The sequence below is a fragment of the Streptomyces sp. NBC_01352 genome (assembly GCF_036237295.1).
GTDB lineage: Bacteria > Actinomycetota > Actinomycetes > Streptomycetales > Streptomycetaceae > Streptomyces > Streptomyces plumbiresistens.
Map to the genome: position 1 here is coordinate 3,957,312 of NZ_CP108354.1, position 13,333 is coordinate 3,970,644.

Here is a 13,333-nt window from a genome sequence, read left to right on the forward strand (position 1 = left end):
TCCTGGACTCGGCTCAGGTCTTCTTCGTGTCGGCGGTGTCCGTGGCGGTGTTCGTCACGGGCGTCTTCGTCACGGGGGTGCGGTGCTTGTCGTCGGCCGCGGCCTCTTCCGCGGCCTTGTCGACGTACGCCTCGCACTTCGGGTTGCGGCACGGGCCGGGCACCCATACCGGGACCCACGCGCCCAGCGTCTTGTGACGCCGGACGACTGTATCGACGGGCTGTCCGCATGCGGGACAGGCATGTGCGTCGCTGTCCATGCCTTCAGAGTAGGGCGAGCCGGGCCTCAGCGCTTCCTGCTGTACGTCCGCACCAGCGCCCCGTTCTTGAAGGTGCGCACCGAGTCCAGCTCGAAGTCGGTGACCGCGAACCCGGATCCGAACATCGGCATGCCGGTGCCCAGCACGATCGGGTACGTCTTGATGACCAGCTCGTCGATCTCGTCGAGCAGTTCGCCCGCGAGCACCGAGCCGCCGCAGAGGTAGATGCCGAACTCGCCGTCCTCCGCCTTGAGTGCGCGCACCTTCCCGACCAGGTCGTCGGCGATGATCTCGACGTTCGGGTCCGGCGACTCCTCAAGGGTGCGCGAGGCGACGTACTCGCGCAGGTGGGCGTACGGGCTGGTGATGCCCTCTTTGAACGCGATGTCGTAGCTGGCGCGGCCCTGGATGATCGTGTCGAACTTCTGGTTCGGCCGGTCGTCGATGCCGATGCTCCGACGGCCGGGGGTCGCGATGGTCTCCGGATACTCGGTGCCGAGGAACTCGAAGAACTCCTCGTCGACGAAGCGGTACATGGTCGTCGCGTCGCCGCCCGGGTCCCCGATGAACCCGTCGATGGAGCAGGCGATGAAGTAGGTGAGCTTTCGCAAGCCGATCTCTTTTCGTAGGCTGTCCGGCGAACAACTTCATTTGTAGTACTTCACTTGTAGTGGTTGCAAGGGGATTCCGGGCACGGAATCAAGTGGCAGAGGGGATTCCGTATGGCCAGCAATCCGGAGCGGCGGGCCGCGCTCGTGGACGCCGGGGTCGAGGTGCTCGCGCGCGAGGGGGCGCGCGGGCTGACGTTCCGCGCGGTGGACACCGAGGCGGGGGTGCCGGTGGGGACGGCCTCGAACTACTTCACCGACCGCGACGACCTGCTGCGACAGATCGACGCCCGGGTGCACGTGCGGCTCGCACCCGACCCCGAGGTGATGGCCGACCTGCTGAAGGGACCGAGGGACCGCTCACTGGTGACCGCCTTCATGCACGACCTCATGGCTCGCGCGACCCGCGACCGCACCGGCTATCTCGCCCTCCTGGAGATGCGCCTCGAAGCCACCCGCCGCCCGGGACTGCTCGCCTCCTACACCAAGTCGGTGCGCGGGGACCTGGAGTACGGCATGGAGTTCCACCGGGACGCCGGCCTGCCCGGCGGCGACGAGACCGTCACCGTGCTCTACCTCGCGATGCTCGGACTGATCCTGGAACACCTGACCCTGCCGGGCGTCCTGGACGGCGTACTGCCCGGGGTGAGCGTGCCGGAGGGGCTGGTGGAACGGATCGCGGCGACGGTGGTGCCGGAGGGGTAGCGGGGAGGGTGGGGCTGTGGGGGCGGCATACGGGAGGCGGGGCTCAGGTGCGACGGGAGGCGGTGCTCAGGTGCGGGGACGGCGTGCCGGAGGCCGGGCTCAGCTGCCGGGGCGGCATACCGGAGGCCGGACTCAGGTACCGGGGCGGCATACCGGAAGCCGGACTCAGGTACCGGGACGGCATACCGGAAGCCGAACTCAGGTACCGGGACGGCATACCGGAGGCCAGACTCAGGTACCGGGACGGCATACCGGAGGCCGGACTCAGGTACCGGGACGGCATACCGGAGGCCGGACTCAGGTACCGGGGCGGCATACCGGAGGCCGGACTCAGGTACCGGGGCGGCATACCGGAGGCCGGGCTCAGTTGCCGGGTGCCGGCATACCGAAGACGCGGCTCAACTGTCGGATGCCGGAACACCGGAGGACCTGGCTCAGCTGTGCGGCTCGCGCCACATCGGCCACATCTGTGGGCCGTCCGGCAGGTCGAGGGGGGCGCCGACGAGCTCGAAGCCGAGGCGCTCGTAGAGCTTGCGGCTGCGGGCGTTGCTGGCCTCCAGATAGGCGGGCAGGCCCTCGCGGTCGCAGCGGTCGAGCACCGAGGCGATGAGCGCGGTGCCCAGGCCCTCGCCCTGGTGCTCGGGGGCGACGCCGATCATCCACAGGTAGGCGTGGGCGCGGCCCGAGGGGTGGATGTCGGCGGTGAGGCGGCCGATGACTTCGACGCGCTCGTTGTCGGGGTCGACGGCGGCGCGCACCTGGGCGGGGCCGTCGTCCTCGCCGGTGTCCCGGCCGTCGCCCCGACCGTGGTCGTCCGCCGCCGGTACGGACAGCCACAGCGCGCACGCCGTGCCGTCCTCGGTGACGTCCACACGACCCTCGGCGAGCACGATGTCGGTGAACGCGGCCATCAGCCCAGGGTGCGTCGTACGGCGGTGCTCGTCGCCGGGGAACACCCAACGGCTGACCGGATCGTCCTGGAAGGCCGCGTCCAGCAGTCGGACGACCAGCTCACGGTCGTCCGCGCTCGCTGTCCGGATCACCACGCCCATCTTCCGCCCCTTCGCGTCAACTACCCTTGGCCGTACGAGCGTTGAGCCTATCGGGACGAACGGGCGAAGGCCCGCACACCGTGGGGATGTGCGGGACCCGCCCGACCGGAGCCGCCGACAGCCGCGCGGGGTCAGGACCGCACGGCCCCGACGGCTCCGGGGGTAACTTCAGTTGCTGCGCCGCGTCACGAACTCCGCCAGCGCCAGCAACCCGCCCGCCGCCTCCGGGTCGGACACCGCGCGGGCCAGCTCCTGCATGGCGCGGGCCATGCGGTCGGCGGCCTGGACCTGTGCCCAGTCGCGACCGCCCGCCCGCTCCACGGCGAGAACCGTCCGCTCCAGGTCCCCCTCCTCGTACGGAACGCCGTACAGCTCGGCCAGTTCTCCGGCCGCCGGCGTGCCGGAGGTGAGCGCGGCGACGACCGGCAGAGACTTCTTGCGGGCGACGAGGTCCGCACCGACCGGCTTGCCGGTGCTGCCGGGATCGCCCCATATGCCGATCACGTCGTCGATGAGCTGGAAGGCGAGCCCGGCCTCACGGCCGAACGCGTCCAGCGCCTCGACGTCCTCCTCCGGTGCCCCCGCGTACAGGGCGCCCAGCGCGCAGGCGCATCCGAGCAGCGCTCCCGTCTTGGCCTCGGCCATGGCGAGCGCCTCGTCGAGGGTGACATCGCCCGGGCGGCACAGCTCCAGGGCGGTGTCCGCGTGCTGGCCGGCGCACAGCTCGACGACACAGTCCGCGAGCCGGGCGGCGGCCCGCGCGGACGCCGGATGGGGATCCTCGGCGAGCAGCCGCAGGGCGAGCGCCTGGAGCGCGTCCCCGGCGAGGATCGCGTCGGCGTCCCCGAACACGGTCCACGCGGTGGCCCGGTGCCGCCGGGTGGTGTCCCGGTCCATCACGTCGTCATGCAGCAGCGTGAAGTTGTGGATCAGTTCCACCGCCGCGGCCGCCCGTACGGCCGCCGTCCGCGCCCCCGGTCCGCCCAGTGCCGCGGCCGCGGCGAGAACGAGCGCGGGGCGTATGGCCTTTCCCGCGTTGCCCGCCGCCGGGCTGCCGTCCGCCTGCTCCCAGCCGAAGTGGTAGAGCGCGACACGGCGCATGGAGCCGGGCAGCGACTCGAGTGCGGAACGCAGCTCGGGGTCGACCGAGGTGCGGGCCCGCTCCAGGATCACCCCCGCCTCGTGCCCGTCGAGCGGATGCGCGCCCGCGGAGTGCCCGCTGGGGTGTCCGGCGCACTGTCCGGTGGGCTGTGCGCCGACGCCCTGCTTCGTCTCCGTCATGAACTCGGCCATGGGGTCCCCCTCGGAGAGTCCGCGGACCGTGGCGCGCCTGCGCTGTGGCTGGGCGCGTACGACCGGGGTGTACCCGCCCCGAAGGGCGGGGACACAGCTTTCAGGTGCGCGAACGTCACCTCCAGCGGCCGATCTCGACGTTCTCCAGGACGCCGAGCGCGTCCGGCACGAGGACCGCGGCCGAGTAGTAGGCCGTCACCAGGTACTTGATGATCGCCTGCTCATTGATCCCCATGAAGCGCACCGACAGGCTCGGCTCGATCTCGTCCGGGATGCCTGCCTGCTGAAGACCGATGACGCCCTGCTCGGCCTCGCCGGTACGCATCGCGATGATCGAGGTCGTACGGGCCTCGGTGACCGGGATCTTGTTGCACGGGTAGATCGGCACGCCGCGCCAGGTGGGAATCCGGTTGCCGGCCACCTCGATGGTCTCCGGGACGAGGCCGCGCTTGTTGAGTTCACGCCCGATCGCGGAGATCGCGCGCGGGTGGGCGAGCAGCAGCTTGGTGCCGCGCCGCCTGCTGAGCAGCTCGTCCAGGTCGTCGGGGCTGGGCACGCCGTCGTGCGGCTGGAGCCGCTGGTCGTACTCGCAGTTGTGCAGCAGCCCGAACTGGCGGTTGTTGACGAGCTCGTGCTCCTGGCGTTCCTTCAACGCCTCGACGGTCAGCCGGATCTGCTGCTCGGTCTGGTTCATCGGCTGGTTGTAGAGATCGGCCACGCGGGAGTGGATGCGCAGTACGGTCTGGGCGATGCTCAGTTCGTACTCGCGGGGCCTGGCCTCGTAGTCGACGAAGGTGTGCGGGATGTCCGGCTCGCCGTCGTGGCCGGCCGCGAGGTCGATCTCCTTCTCGCCGAACTTGTTGGTCCGCTGCGAGGGGATCGCGCGCAGCTCCTGGAGGTGTCCGCTGAGGGACTCGGAGCGCTCCGCGACCTGCTCGACATGCGTGCGGGGCAGGACGAGCACCGTGCAGGCGGTGACCGCCCGGGCCGTGTACTCCCAGATGGTGTCCGGGTCGAGGAGCCCCTGGTCGCCGAAGTACGCGCCGTCGGCGAGGACCCCGAGGACCGCGTCGTCGCCGTACGGGCCGGTGCCGACCTTCTCCACCCTGCCGTGCGCCAGCAGGAAGACCTCGTCGGTCTGGCTGCCGAACTCCGCGATCACCGCCCCCGCGTCGAACTCCCGTTGCTCGCAGCGCCGGGCGAGCTCGGTGAGCACCTCCTCGTCTTCGTAGGACCGCAGTGCGGGAAGCTCGCGCAACTCGGCGGGGATCACCTCGACGCGGTCACCGGTCTTCACGAAAGTCACCCGGCCGTCCCCCACGGCATAGGTGAGTCGCCGGTTCACCCGGTACGTGCCGCCCTGCACATTCACCCAGGGCAGCGTGCGCAGCAGCCAGCGGGAGCTGATCTCCTGCATCTGCGGTACGGACTTGGTGGTGGTGGCCAGGTTCCGCGCGGCCGCCGTGCCGAGGCTCTGCTGCGGCCTGTCCTGCTCGGTGCGGACCTCTTCGCCTACCGACATAAGGAATTGCCCTCCCGGTTTGCCCGGCGCTGATCTGCGCCACGCGTCGATCTCCACGCACAAGCCTTCCATCACGGACCGTTCCGGTGCTATTACACGAACGAGCGGGAATGGATCACCGTCCGACTGGGCACATAGGGGGATCCTGTCCAGCACCGCCTTCCGCTTCGACAGTCCGGGAACCGGACAGAGGTTGTCCGGATCGGCTCGCACACCGCGCGAACGAGTAGTCCGGATCCTCCGCTTCCGGTACAAGCAAGCGGTACGAGGCGGCCGCGCACGGCGGTCGGCGCGCAGCGCGAAGGAGGCGGCCATGGCCTCACCCATGTCCGCGGGCGGTTTCCTGGCCCGATTGCGGGCGGAGGGGCTCAGCGTCGTCGAGGTCGGCGACTGGGAGCACCACAACCGCAACCACAAGGGTCCGTGGGGGCCCGTCCACGGCGTGATGATCCACCACACCGTGACCAAGGGCAGCGAACGCACGGTGAAGCTCTGCCGGAACGGCTACGAGGGCCTCCCGGGCCCGCTGTGCCACGGAGTCATCACCAAGGACGGCCGTGTGCACCTCGTCGGCTACGGCCGCGCCAACCACGCCGGTCTCGGTGACGACGACGTCCTGCGCGCGGTGATCGCCGAGAAGGCACTCCCCCACGACAACGAGGCCAACACCGACGGCAACCGCCACTTCTACGGCTTCGAGTGCGAGAACCTCGGCGACGGCAAGGACCCCTGGCCCGAGGCCCAGCTGGACGCGATCGAGAGAGCGGCCGCCGCGATCTGCCGCCACCACGGCTGGACGGAACGATCGGTCGTCGGCCATCTGGAGTGGCAGCCGGGGAAGGTGGATCCCCGGGGCTTCACGATGGCGTCGATGCGCAAGCGGATCCGGGAACGCCTGAAGTGACCTGACGCGAGCGCACAGGGCAGATGGCGGCGACGGGTGACGACAATGGAGCTGTGACCAGCCCCGACGCCTCCGACCTCGCCGCCCTCCGCCCACGGCTCCCCTCGCCGTTGCAGGAGGTCACCGACGACCGCTTCGCTCGCCGGGGCGTCCGCCTGCTGCTCAAGCGCGACGATCTGATCCACCCCGAACTCGTCGGCAACAAGTGGCGCAAACTCGCCCCCAACCTCATCGCCGCGGCCGGCCGTACGGTCGTCACCTTCGGCGGCGCGTACTCCAACCACCTGCGCGCCACGGCCGCGGCCGGCCGCCTCCTGGGCAACCCCACGATCGGTATCGTGCGGGGCCAGGAACTGGCCGACCGCCCTCTCAATCCCTCCCTGGCCCGCTGCGTCGCCGACGGCATGCGGCTGCACTTCGTCGACAGGACGACATACCGATGCAAGAGCGAGCCGGAGACCCAGGCGGGGCTACTGCGGGCGGCCGGCGCCGAAGGGGCGTACGTCGTCCCGGAGGGCGGCAGCAACGCGCTTGCGGTACGAGGCTGTCGGGAACTCGGCGAGGAGCTGCGGGGGCAGGCCGATGTCGTCGCGCTCGCCTGCGGTACGGGCGGCACACTGGCCGGGCTGGCGGCAGGACTGGGGCCCGGGCAACGGGCGTTGGGCATACCGGTGCTGAAAGGCGGCTTCCTGGCGGCCGACGTCGAACGGCTCCAGGAGCAGGCCTTCGGCGAGCGGCGCGGCGACTGGGCACTCGACGACCGCTTCCATTTCGGGGGCTACGGCCGTACCACCGCCGAACTCGACGCCTTCGCCAAGGACTTCGAGGAGCGGCACGAGGTGGCGGTCGAGCGTCTCTATGTCGCCAAGTTGCTGTATGGGCTTGTCGTGATGGTGGAGGAGGGGGCGTTCGGGAAGGGGGATGCGGTGATCGCGGTGGTGACCGGGGCGCCGTTCGGCCGGTGACGGGCGGGACTTCCGGCTGAAGCCGCGCTTGGGCCGCTTCTTGGCCGGATACTCACGCCGCCTCCCGATAGGCGGCCGCCTCCTCCAGGTCCAGTCGGCGCAGCAGCGTCCGCAGCATCTCGTCGTCGATGTGGCGGGCGTCACGGAGCTTGACGAAGACCGCGCGCTCGGCGCTGATCATCTGCCGGGCCAGACGGCGGTAGGTGTCGTCGACGGTTTCGCCGGTGAGGGGGTTGACCTGGCCGAGGCGTTCCCAGACGGCGTTGCGGCGGCGCTCCAGGACGCTGCGGAGGCGGTCCGCGAGCGGCGGTGGGAGGGCGTTGCGCTCGTCGGAGAGGAGTTCGTCCAGGCGGCGCTCAGCGGCCCGGGAGGCCTGCGCCTGGGCGTTCGCCTCCGCGAGGGTCTCGGCCTGGGCGTCGCGGCCGGGGAGTTTCAGGAGGCGGATCAGCGGGGGCAGGGTGAGGCCCTGGAGGACCAGTGTTCCGATGACCGTGGTGAAGGTCAGGAACAGGATGAGGTTGCGCTCGGGGAAGGGCTCGCCGCCGTGCATCGTCATCGGGATGGAGAAGGCGATGGCCAGGGAGACCACGCCTCTCATGCCGGCCCAGGAGATGACGAACGGCGCCTTCCAGGTGGGGTTCTCCTCGCGTTCCCGGATGCGGGCCGACAGATGCCGGGGCAGGAAGGTCGCCGGGTACACCCACACGAACCGGGTCGCCACGACGACGAGGAAGACGGCGACCGCGTACCAGGCGGCGCGGCCGCCCTCGTACTCCCCGAGGCCCCTGAGGATCACGGGCAATTGCAGTCCGATCAGGGCGAACACCGACGACTCCAGGACGAACGCGACCATCCTCCACACCGCGTCCTCCTGGAGGCGGGTCGCGAAGTCGACCTCCCACGCGCGGTGTCCGAGATAGAGCGCGACCGTGACGACCGCGAGAACACCGGAGGCGTGCACCTGTTCGGCGGCGGCGTACGCCACGAACGGGATCAGCAGGGACAGCGTGTTCTGCAGCAGCGCCTCCTTGAGGTGGGTGCGCAGCCAGTGGATCGGCACCATCAGCACCAGCCCGAAGCCGACGCCGCCGACCGCCGCGAGCAGGAACTCGCCGATCCCGCCGGCCCAGGTGGCGCCCTCGCCGACCGCCGCCGCCAGGGCCACCCGGTAGGCGGTGATCGCGGTGGCGTCGTTCACCAGCGACTCGCCCTGGAGGATCGTGGTGACCCGGGAGGGCAGCCCGACCCGGCGCGCGACGGCCGTGGCCGCGACCGCGTCCGGCGGCGCCACCACCGCGCCCAACACCAGCGCCGCGGTCAGCGGCAGGTCCGGCACGATCAGGTAGGCGGCCCAGCCCACGGCGAAGGTCGCGAAGAGGACGTACCCGACGGAGAGCAGAGCCACCGGCCGCAGTTGTGCGCGCAGATCCAGATACGAGCTGTCGGTGGCCGCCGTGTACAGCAGCGGGGGCAGGATGAGCGGCAGCACGATGTGCGGATCAAGGGTGTAGTCCGGGACCCCTGGGACGTACGAGATCACGAGCCCGGCGGCGACCAGCAGCAGCGGTGCCGGCACGGGGGTCCGGCGGGCGGCCGCGGCGATCACCGCACTGCCCGCCACCAGCAACAGCAGGGGCATCACATCCATGATCCTCGCCCACCCTCGTTCATCGTCCTTCGCCCGCCCTCGGTATTCCGCGCGGTCGTCCGCGCAGCCGTCGTAACCTGGCAATCATGAAACAGTGCACGCACGCCGACGCGCTGCCGCACCCGGAACCCGGGCCGCTGAGCGAGACCTGCCTGGAGTGTCTGGCAACCGGCACACACCCGGTACAGCTTCGGCTGTGCCTGACCTGCGGCCACGTCGGCTGCTGCGACTCCTCTCCGCATCGGCACGCGACGGAGCACTACAAGGACTCCGGACACCCGATCATGCGGACCTTCGAACCCGGTGAGGCATGGCGGTGGTGCTTCGTCGACCACGTCCTCGTATGACCCCCGATCCGGACGGTTCGACCGTCTGACGCCTGGGTACGTCAACCCGGCGCGCGCTCTTCCCAATTGGGTCCGCGAACCCCCTAGCCACGGAGCGTGTTCGCATGTTTACTATGAGTGACAGCGCGGGGTTGGGGTCCTGGGGACAGGAAAGTTGAGAGCGCGGTAGCGTCACCGCAGAACCACGTATCGCGTTACCCCGGGGGGCGACCCTCGGCCCCGAGAAGCATGTACCACCTTGGAGGTGAGGGTGTCCCAGATCGCAGGCGAGCCCGCGACCCAGGACTTCGTCGAAGTCCGGCTGCCGGCTGCGGGTGCCTACCTGTCGGTGCTGCGTACGGCCACGGCCGGTCTCGCGGCCCGTTTGGACTTCACCCTCGACGAGATCGAGGATCTTCGCATCGCGGTGGACGAGGCCTGCGCGATCCTGCTGCAGCAGGCCGTGCCCGGCTCCGTACTCAGTTGCGTCTTCCGGCTTGTCGACGACTCACTGGAGGTCACCGTCTCGGCGCCGACCACGGACGGTCACGCCCCCGCGCGGGACACCTTCGCCTGGACCGTCCTGTCGGCCCTCGCGGGCAAGGTCTCATCGGCGGTCGACGAGGACAAGACCGTATCGATCAGCCTCTACAAACAGCGCGGCGCGGGACCCGGGCCGGCGTGAGGGACGGGGACGGGCCGGTGCGGGACGAAGAGCGCGGCACACGGGAGCTGCCGGTCGCCGAGGACACGGGCGGCCCGAGCACGTCCCGACGCATGGCGGACGGCATCGACGGCATCCCCGAGCAGGCCCGTCCGCACCCGGAGGACGACTCGGAGACCGGCGTCGCGGACGACGGGCAGGGTGATCGGGAAGGTGCCGTACAGAGCACGCCTCTGGACGGACGGATCGGGGTGTCCCCTGTCCGAGCGCAGGCGAGGGCTCGGGGAAGGGCTACGGGCGGGACGATGAGCGAGCACGAGCGAGACGACGAGAAGGCCCCGCAGCGCGTGCAGGCCACGCGGCACGACCCTCAGGACCGCAGCGGGGCGCGCGCCTTGTTCCTGGAGCTGCGCACCCTGAAGGACGGCAGCCCGGAGTACGCGGAGCTGCGCAACAGGCTGGTCCGCATGCACCTGCCGCTCGTCGAGCACCTCGCGCGCCGTTTCCGGAACCGGGGAGAGCCGCTGGACGACCTCACTCAGGTCGCCACCATCGGCCTGATCAAGTCGGTCGACCGCTTCGACCCGGACCGCGGGGTGGAGTTCTCGACGTACGCGACCCCAACGGTCGTCGGCGAGATCAAGCGGCACTTCCGCGACAAGGGCTGGGCGGTGCGGGTGCCGCGCAGGCTCCAGGAGCTGCGCCTCGCGCTGACCACGGCCACGGCCGAGCTGTCCCAGCAGCACGGCCGCTCACCGACGGTGCACGAGCTGGCCGAGAAGCTGGCCATCTCGGAGGAGGAGGTCCTGGAGGGCCTGGAGTCCGCCAACGCGTACTCCACGCTGTCCCTGGACGTCCCCGACACCGACGACGAGTCCCCGGCGGTCGCGGACACCCTGGGCGCGGAGGACGAGGCGCTGGAGGGCGTCGAGTACCGGGAGTCGCTCAAGCCGCTCCTCGAGGACCTGCCCCCGCGCGAGAAGCGGATCCTGCTGCTGCGGTTCTTCGGCAACATGACCCAGTCGCAGATCGCGCAGGAGGTCGGCATCTCGCAGATGCACGTGTCCCGGCTGCTGGCCCGGACACTGGCACAGCTGCGGGAGAAGCTGCTGGTGGAGGAGTAACGCCTCAGGAGTAACGCTCCGGGAGCAATGCTTCGGGGGCAGTGCTTCGTGAGCAGCGCCTGTGGCGGTTACTTCTGCGCGTTGCCGGGCCCCCGGATCCCGAGGGCCCGGGTCGTCTCCGCATTGATGAGCAGCACCAGCGCGGCCAAGGCCACGACGGCGAGCGCGATGCCCGCCGGGATCGCCACGCTGTCGGCCTGAAGCAGGTTGTAGGCCACCGGCAAGGCCATGATCTGGGTGATGACGGCCGGCCCCCGGCTCCAGCTGCGCCGGGCGATCAGTCCGCGCGCGGCGAGCAGCGGCAGCAGCGCGAGCACGATCAGGGTGATGCCGCCGGTGACGGCCGACTGCCGGTCGTCCGGGTCCCCCGCGATGCCCTCCACCAGCATCCAGGCACCGCCGACGGCCAGGGCGAGCCCCTCCAGCGCGGTCAGCGCCGCCGCGGCGGTCAGCCGGCCGGGACGGGGCTCCGCCGCTCGGGCGGCTTCCGCGGCTTCGGGGGTGGGGTTTTCAGCGCTCACCCCAGCAGAGTAGCTCTCGGTCCGTACGCCCTCGTGGCGAGGTTCACGCCCGGAAGTCTTACTTGATCCCTACCTCGGCCTGTGCCCGGTACCACCCAGTAGGTACGCTGCAACTCATGCGTGCACTTCTCGTGGTCAATCCGGCGGCAACCACCACAAGCGCACGTACGCGCGACGTCCTGATCCACGCGCTCGCGAGCGAGATGAAGCTCGAGGCGGTCACCACCGAGTACCGCGGCCACGCGCGCGACCTGGGCCGCCAGGCGGCGGAGAGCGCGGACGTCGACCTGATCGTGGCCCTCGGCGGCGACGGCACGGTCAACGAGGTGGTCAACGGCCTCCTGCACGCCGGCCCCGACCCGGAGCGCCTGCCCGGTCTCGCGGTGGTCCCCGGCGGCTCGACCAACGTCTTCGCCCGCGCCCTGGGACTGCCCAACGACGCCGTGGAAGCCACCGGCGCCCTGCTCGACGCCCTGCGCGAGGGCAGCGAACGCACGGTCGGCCTGGGCCTGACCTCGGGCACCCCCGGCACGGACGACGAGGCCGTGCCGCCCCGCTGGTTCACCTTCAACGCCGGACTCGGCTTCGACGCCGGTGTGGTGGGGCGGGTCGAGCAGCAGCGCGAGCGCGGCAGAAGGTCCACCCACGCGCTCTACGTCCGCCAGGCGATGCGCCAGTTCTTCGGCGAGGCGCACCGGCGGCACGGAACGATCACGCTGGAGCGGCCGGACACGGAGCCGGTGACCGATCTGGTCCTCTCCATAGTCTCGAACACCTCTCCGTGGACCTTCCTGGGCAATCACCCGATGTACGCGTCGCCTAAGGCCTCGTTCGATAAAGGCCTCGACGTACTCGGTCTCAGCCGTATGACGACGACCGCGGTTGCCCGGTATGGCACCCAGTTGCTCACTTCGTCCCCCGAGCGTGGACCGCACGGCAAGCACGCGGTATCCCTGCACGACCTGGACCAGTTCACCTTGCATTCGAAGGTGCCGCTACCCCTCCAGATGGACGGCGACCACCTCGGACTGCGTACGAGCGTGACGTTCACAGGCGTACGCCGTGCACTGCGTGTGATTGTGTGAGCAGAAGGGGCCAAAGTCCTTTCACTCGAACGTTTAGACCAGGGTCCACCCCATGGAAGTACGGCTGTGACCTAGTCGACACCGAGGAATCAAAAAAAACTTTCCAGAAGGGGTTGTATCCGCCGCTGAGGTTTGCGAGTCTCTACGTGGCGATCGGGACGGCCCGCAGCATCGGCCTCAGCAGATCACCGGAACCCCTCTCCAAATCACAGGACCACACCAGGGAACCTGGCAGTCGGCCCTTCACTTGTTGAGGGATTCGTGAAAGCGTTCACATTCACAAGCAACCTGCATGTAATACCAAGGAGAGGTAGCAGCCATGGACTGGCGTCACAACGCCGTTTGCCGCGAGGAAGACCCCGAGCTCTTCTTCCCCATCGGCAACACCGGTCCTGCGCTGCTGCAGATCGAGGAAGCCAAGGCCGTCTGCCGTCGCTGTCCCGTTATGGACCAGTGCCTGCAGTGGGCGCTCGAGTCCGGCCAGGACTCCGGCGTCTGGGGTGGTCTCAGCGAGGACGAGCGCCGCGCCATGAAGCGCCGCGCCGCCCGCAACCGGGCCCGTCAGGCTTCTGCCTGACATACCCGCCCCGCAAACAGCCTGAGCTTGGCGGCGCGTACAGCGAGTACGCATCTCCCGCCCCCGAGCCGCAGCGCGCA

15 protein-coding genes are annotated in these 13,333 nt (G+C 70.1%); 8 read left to right on the forward strand and 7 right to left on the reverse strand.

Annotated features, from left to right (window positions below; genetic code table 11):
* Positions 1-13: 13 nt before the first annotated feature.
* Positions 14-259 (reverse strand): hypothetical protein, encoded by a 246-nt coding sequence (locus OG252_RS18315; protein ID WP_266433921.1) that lies wholly within the window; start codon positions 257-259, stop codon positions 14-16.
* 26 nt (positions 260-285) lie between these two features.
* Positions 286-870 carry a dihydrofolate reductase family protein gene (locus tag OG252_RS18320; RefSeq protein WP_329337288.1) on the reverse strand — a complete coding sequence of 195 codons (585 nt, stop codon included), beginning with the start codon at positions 868-870 and terminating at the stop codon, positions 286-288.
* A gap of 111 nt (positions 871-981) precedes the next feature.
* Between OG252_RS18320 and OG252_RS18325 the strand changes: the two genes are divergently transcribed.
* A complete protein-coding gene (locus OG252_RS18325) occupies positions 982-1,572 on the forward strand; it encodes a TetR/AcrR family transcriptional regulator (protein WP_266433925.1) in 591 nt (196 codons plus the stop codon).
* A 434-nt stretch (positions 1,573-2,006) separates the two neighbouring features.
* Here OG252_RS18325 and OG252_RS18330 read toward each other — a convergent pair whose 3' ends face one another.
* The 3 genes from OG252_RS18330 to OG252_RS18340 form a co-directional block, all read right to left on the reverse strand.
* Positions 2,007-2,624 (reverse strand): GNAT family N-acetyltransferase, encoded by a 618-nt coding sequence (locus tag OG252_RS18330; protein ID WP_266433927.1) that lies wholly within the window; start codon positions 2,622-2,624, stop codon positions 2,007-2,009.
* A gap of 168 nt (positions 2,625-2,792) precedes the next feature.
* Positions 2,793-3,917, reverse strand: a complete 1,125-nt coding sequence (locus tag OG252_RS18335; RefSeq protein ID WP_443068412.1) for a family 2 encapsulin nanocompartment cargo protein polyprenyl transferase — start codon at positions 3,915-3,917, stop codon at positions 2,793-2,795.
* Positions 3,918-4,032: 115 nt separating this feature from the next.
* The gene (locus OG252_RS18340; RefSeq protein WP_329337291.1) at positions 4,033-5,439 is read right to left on the reverse strand and encodes a family 2B encapsulin nanocompartment shell protein; all 1,407 of its coding nucleotides are present in this window, start codon (positions 5,437-5,439) and stop codon (positions 4,033-4,035) included.
* A gap of 313 nt (positions 5,440-5,752) precedes the next feature.
* Here OG252_RS18340 and OG252_RS18345 point away from each other — a divergent pair, with 313 nt between their 5' ends.
* Both OG252_RS18345 and OG252_RS18350 read left to right on the forward strand, forming a co-directional pair.
* Positions 5,753-6,343, forward strand: a complete 591-nt coding sequence (locus OG252_RS18345) for an N-acetylmuramoyl-L-alanine amidase (RefSeq protein ID WP_266433931.1) — start codon at positions 5,753-5,755, stop codon at positions 6,341-6,343.
* A 23-nt stretch (positions 6,344-6,366) separates the two neighbouring features.
* Positions 6,367-7,308, forward strand: coding sequence for a 1-aminocyclopropane-1-carboxylate deaminase/D-cysteine desulfhydrase (locus tag OG252_RS18350; RefSeq protein WP_443068413.1), 942 nt, complete (start codon positions 6,367-6,369; stop codon positions 7,306-7,308).
* A gap of 52 nt (positions 7,309-7,360) precedes the next feature.
* On the opposite strand, the gene OG252_RS18355 is transcribed toward OG252_RS18350, so the two are convergent.
* Positions 7,361-8,956, reverse strand: coding sequence for a Na+/H+ antiporter (locus tag OG252_RS18355; protein ID WP_266433933.1), 1,596 nt, complete (start codon positions 8,954-8,956; stop codon positions 7,361-7,363).
* Positions 8,957-9,042: 86 nt separating this feature from the next.
* Here OG252_RS18355 and OG252_RS18360 point away from each other — a divergent pair, with 86 nt between their 5' ends.
* From OG252_RS18360 to OG252_RS18370, 3 genes are all read left to right on the forward strand, one after another.
* Entirely contained in the window at positions 9,043-9,303 is a 261-nt protein-coding gene (locus tag OG252_RS18360; protein ID WP_266433934.1) for a UBP-type zinc finger domain-containing protein, read from the forward strand.
* A gap of 250 nt (positions 9,304-9,553) precedes the next feature.
* Positions 9,554-9,967 (forward strand): anti-sigma regulatory factor, encoded by a 414-nt coding sequence (locus tag OG252_RS18365; protein WP_019058277.1) that lies wholly within the window; start codon positions 9,554-9,556, stop codon positions 9,965-9,967.
* On the forward strand, positions 9,964-11,070 hold the full coding sequence (locus OG252_RS18370; RefSeq protein WP_266433935.1) for an RNA polymerase sigma factor SigF: 1,107 nt from the start codon (positions 9,964-9,966) through the stop codon (positions 11,068-11,070). The genes OG252_RS18365 and OG252_RS18370 overlap by 4 nt, the downstream gene beginning before the upstream one ends.
* A 68-nt stretch (positions 11,071-11,138) precedes the next feature.
* Here the strand turns inward: OG252_RS18370 and OG252_RS18375 are convergent, their stop codons facing one another.
* Positions 11,139-11,591 carry a hypothetical protein gene (locus OG252_RS18375; protein WP_329337298.1) on the reverse strand — a complete coding sequence of 151 codons (453 nt, stop codon included), beginning with the start codon at positions 11,589-11,591 and terminating at the stop codon, positions 11,139-11,141.
* A 116-nt stretch (positions 11,592-11,707) separates the two neighbouring features.
* Here OG252_RS18375 and OG252_RS18380 point away from each other — a divergent pair, with 116 nt between their 5' ends.
* Both OG252_RS18380 and OG252_RS18385 read left to right on the forward strand, forming a co-directional pair.
* Positions 11,708-12,676 carry a diacylglycerol/lipid kinase family protein gene (locus tag OG252_RS18380; RefSeq protein WP_266433938.1) on the forward strand — a complete coding sequence of 323 codons (969 nt, stop codon included), beginning with the start codon at positions 11,708-11,710 and terminating at the stop codon, positions 12,674-12,676.
* A gap of 319 nt (positions 12,677-12,995) precedes the next feature.
* On the forward strand, positions 12,996-13,253 hold the full coding sequence (locus OG252_RS18385; RefSeq protein ID WP_006142322.1) for a WhiB family transcriptional regulator: 258 nt from the start codon (positions 12,996-12,998) through the stop codon (positions 13,251-13,253).
* Positions 13,254-13,333: the final 80 nt, after the last annotated feature.

Coding starts and splice junctions, on each gene's coding strand:
- OG252_RS18330 (WP_266433927.1), bottom strand. CDS start 2,624: ATGGGCGTGGTGATCCGGACAGCGAGCGCGGACGACCGTGAGCTGGTC.
- OG252_RS18325 (WP_266433925.1), top strand. CDS start 982: ATGGCCAGCAATCCGGAGCGGCGGGCCGCGCTCGTGGACGCCGGGGTC.
- OG252_RS18380 (WP_266433938.1), top strand. CDS start 11,708: ATGCGTGCACTTCTCGTGGTCAATCCGGCGGCAACCACCACAAGCGCA.
- OG252_RS18360 (WP_266433934.1), top strand. CDS start 9,043: ATGAAACAGTGCACGCACGCCGACGCGCTGCCGCACCCGGAACCCGGG.
- OG252_RS18335 (WP_443068412.1), bottom strand. CDS start 3,917: ATGGCCGAGTTCATGACGGAGACGAAGCAGGGCGTCGGCGCACAGCCC.
- OG252_RS18355 (WP_266433933.1), bottom strand. CDS start 8,956: ATGGATGTGATGCCCCTGCTGTTGCTGGTGGCGGGCAGTGCGGTGATC.
- OG252_RS18340 (WP_329337291.1), bottom strand. CDS start 5,439: ATGTCGGTAGGCGAAGAGGTCCGCACCGAGCAGGACAGGCCGCAGCAG.
- OG252_RS18385 (WP_006142322.1), top strand. CDS start 12,996: ATGGACTGGCGTCACAACGCCGTTTGCCGCGAGGAAGACCCCGAGCTC.
- OG252_RS18350 (WP_443068413.1), top strand. CDS start 6,367: ATGGCGGCGACGGGTGACGACAATGGAGCTGTGACCAGCCCCGACGCC.
- OG252_RS18345 (WP_266433931.1), top strand. CDS start 5,753: ATGGCCTCACCCATGTCCGCGGGCGGTTTCCTGGCCCGATTGCGGGCG.
- OG252_RS18315 (WP_266433921.1), bottom strand. CDS start 259: ATGGACAGCGACGCACATGCCTGTCCCGCATGCGGACAGCCCGTCGAT.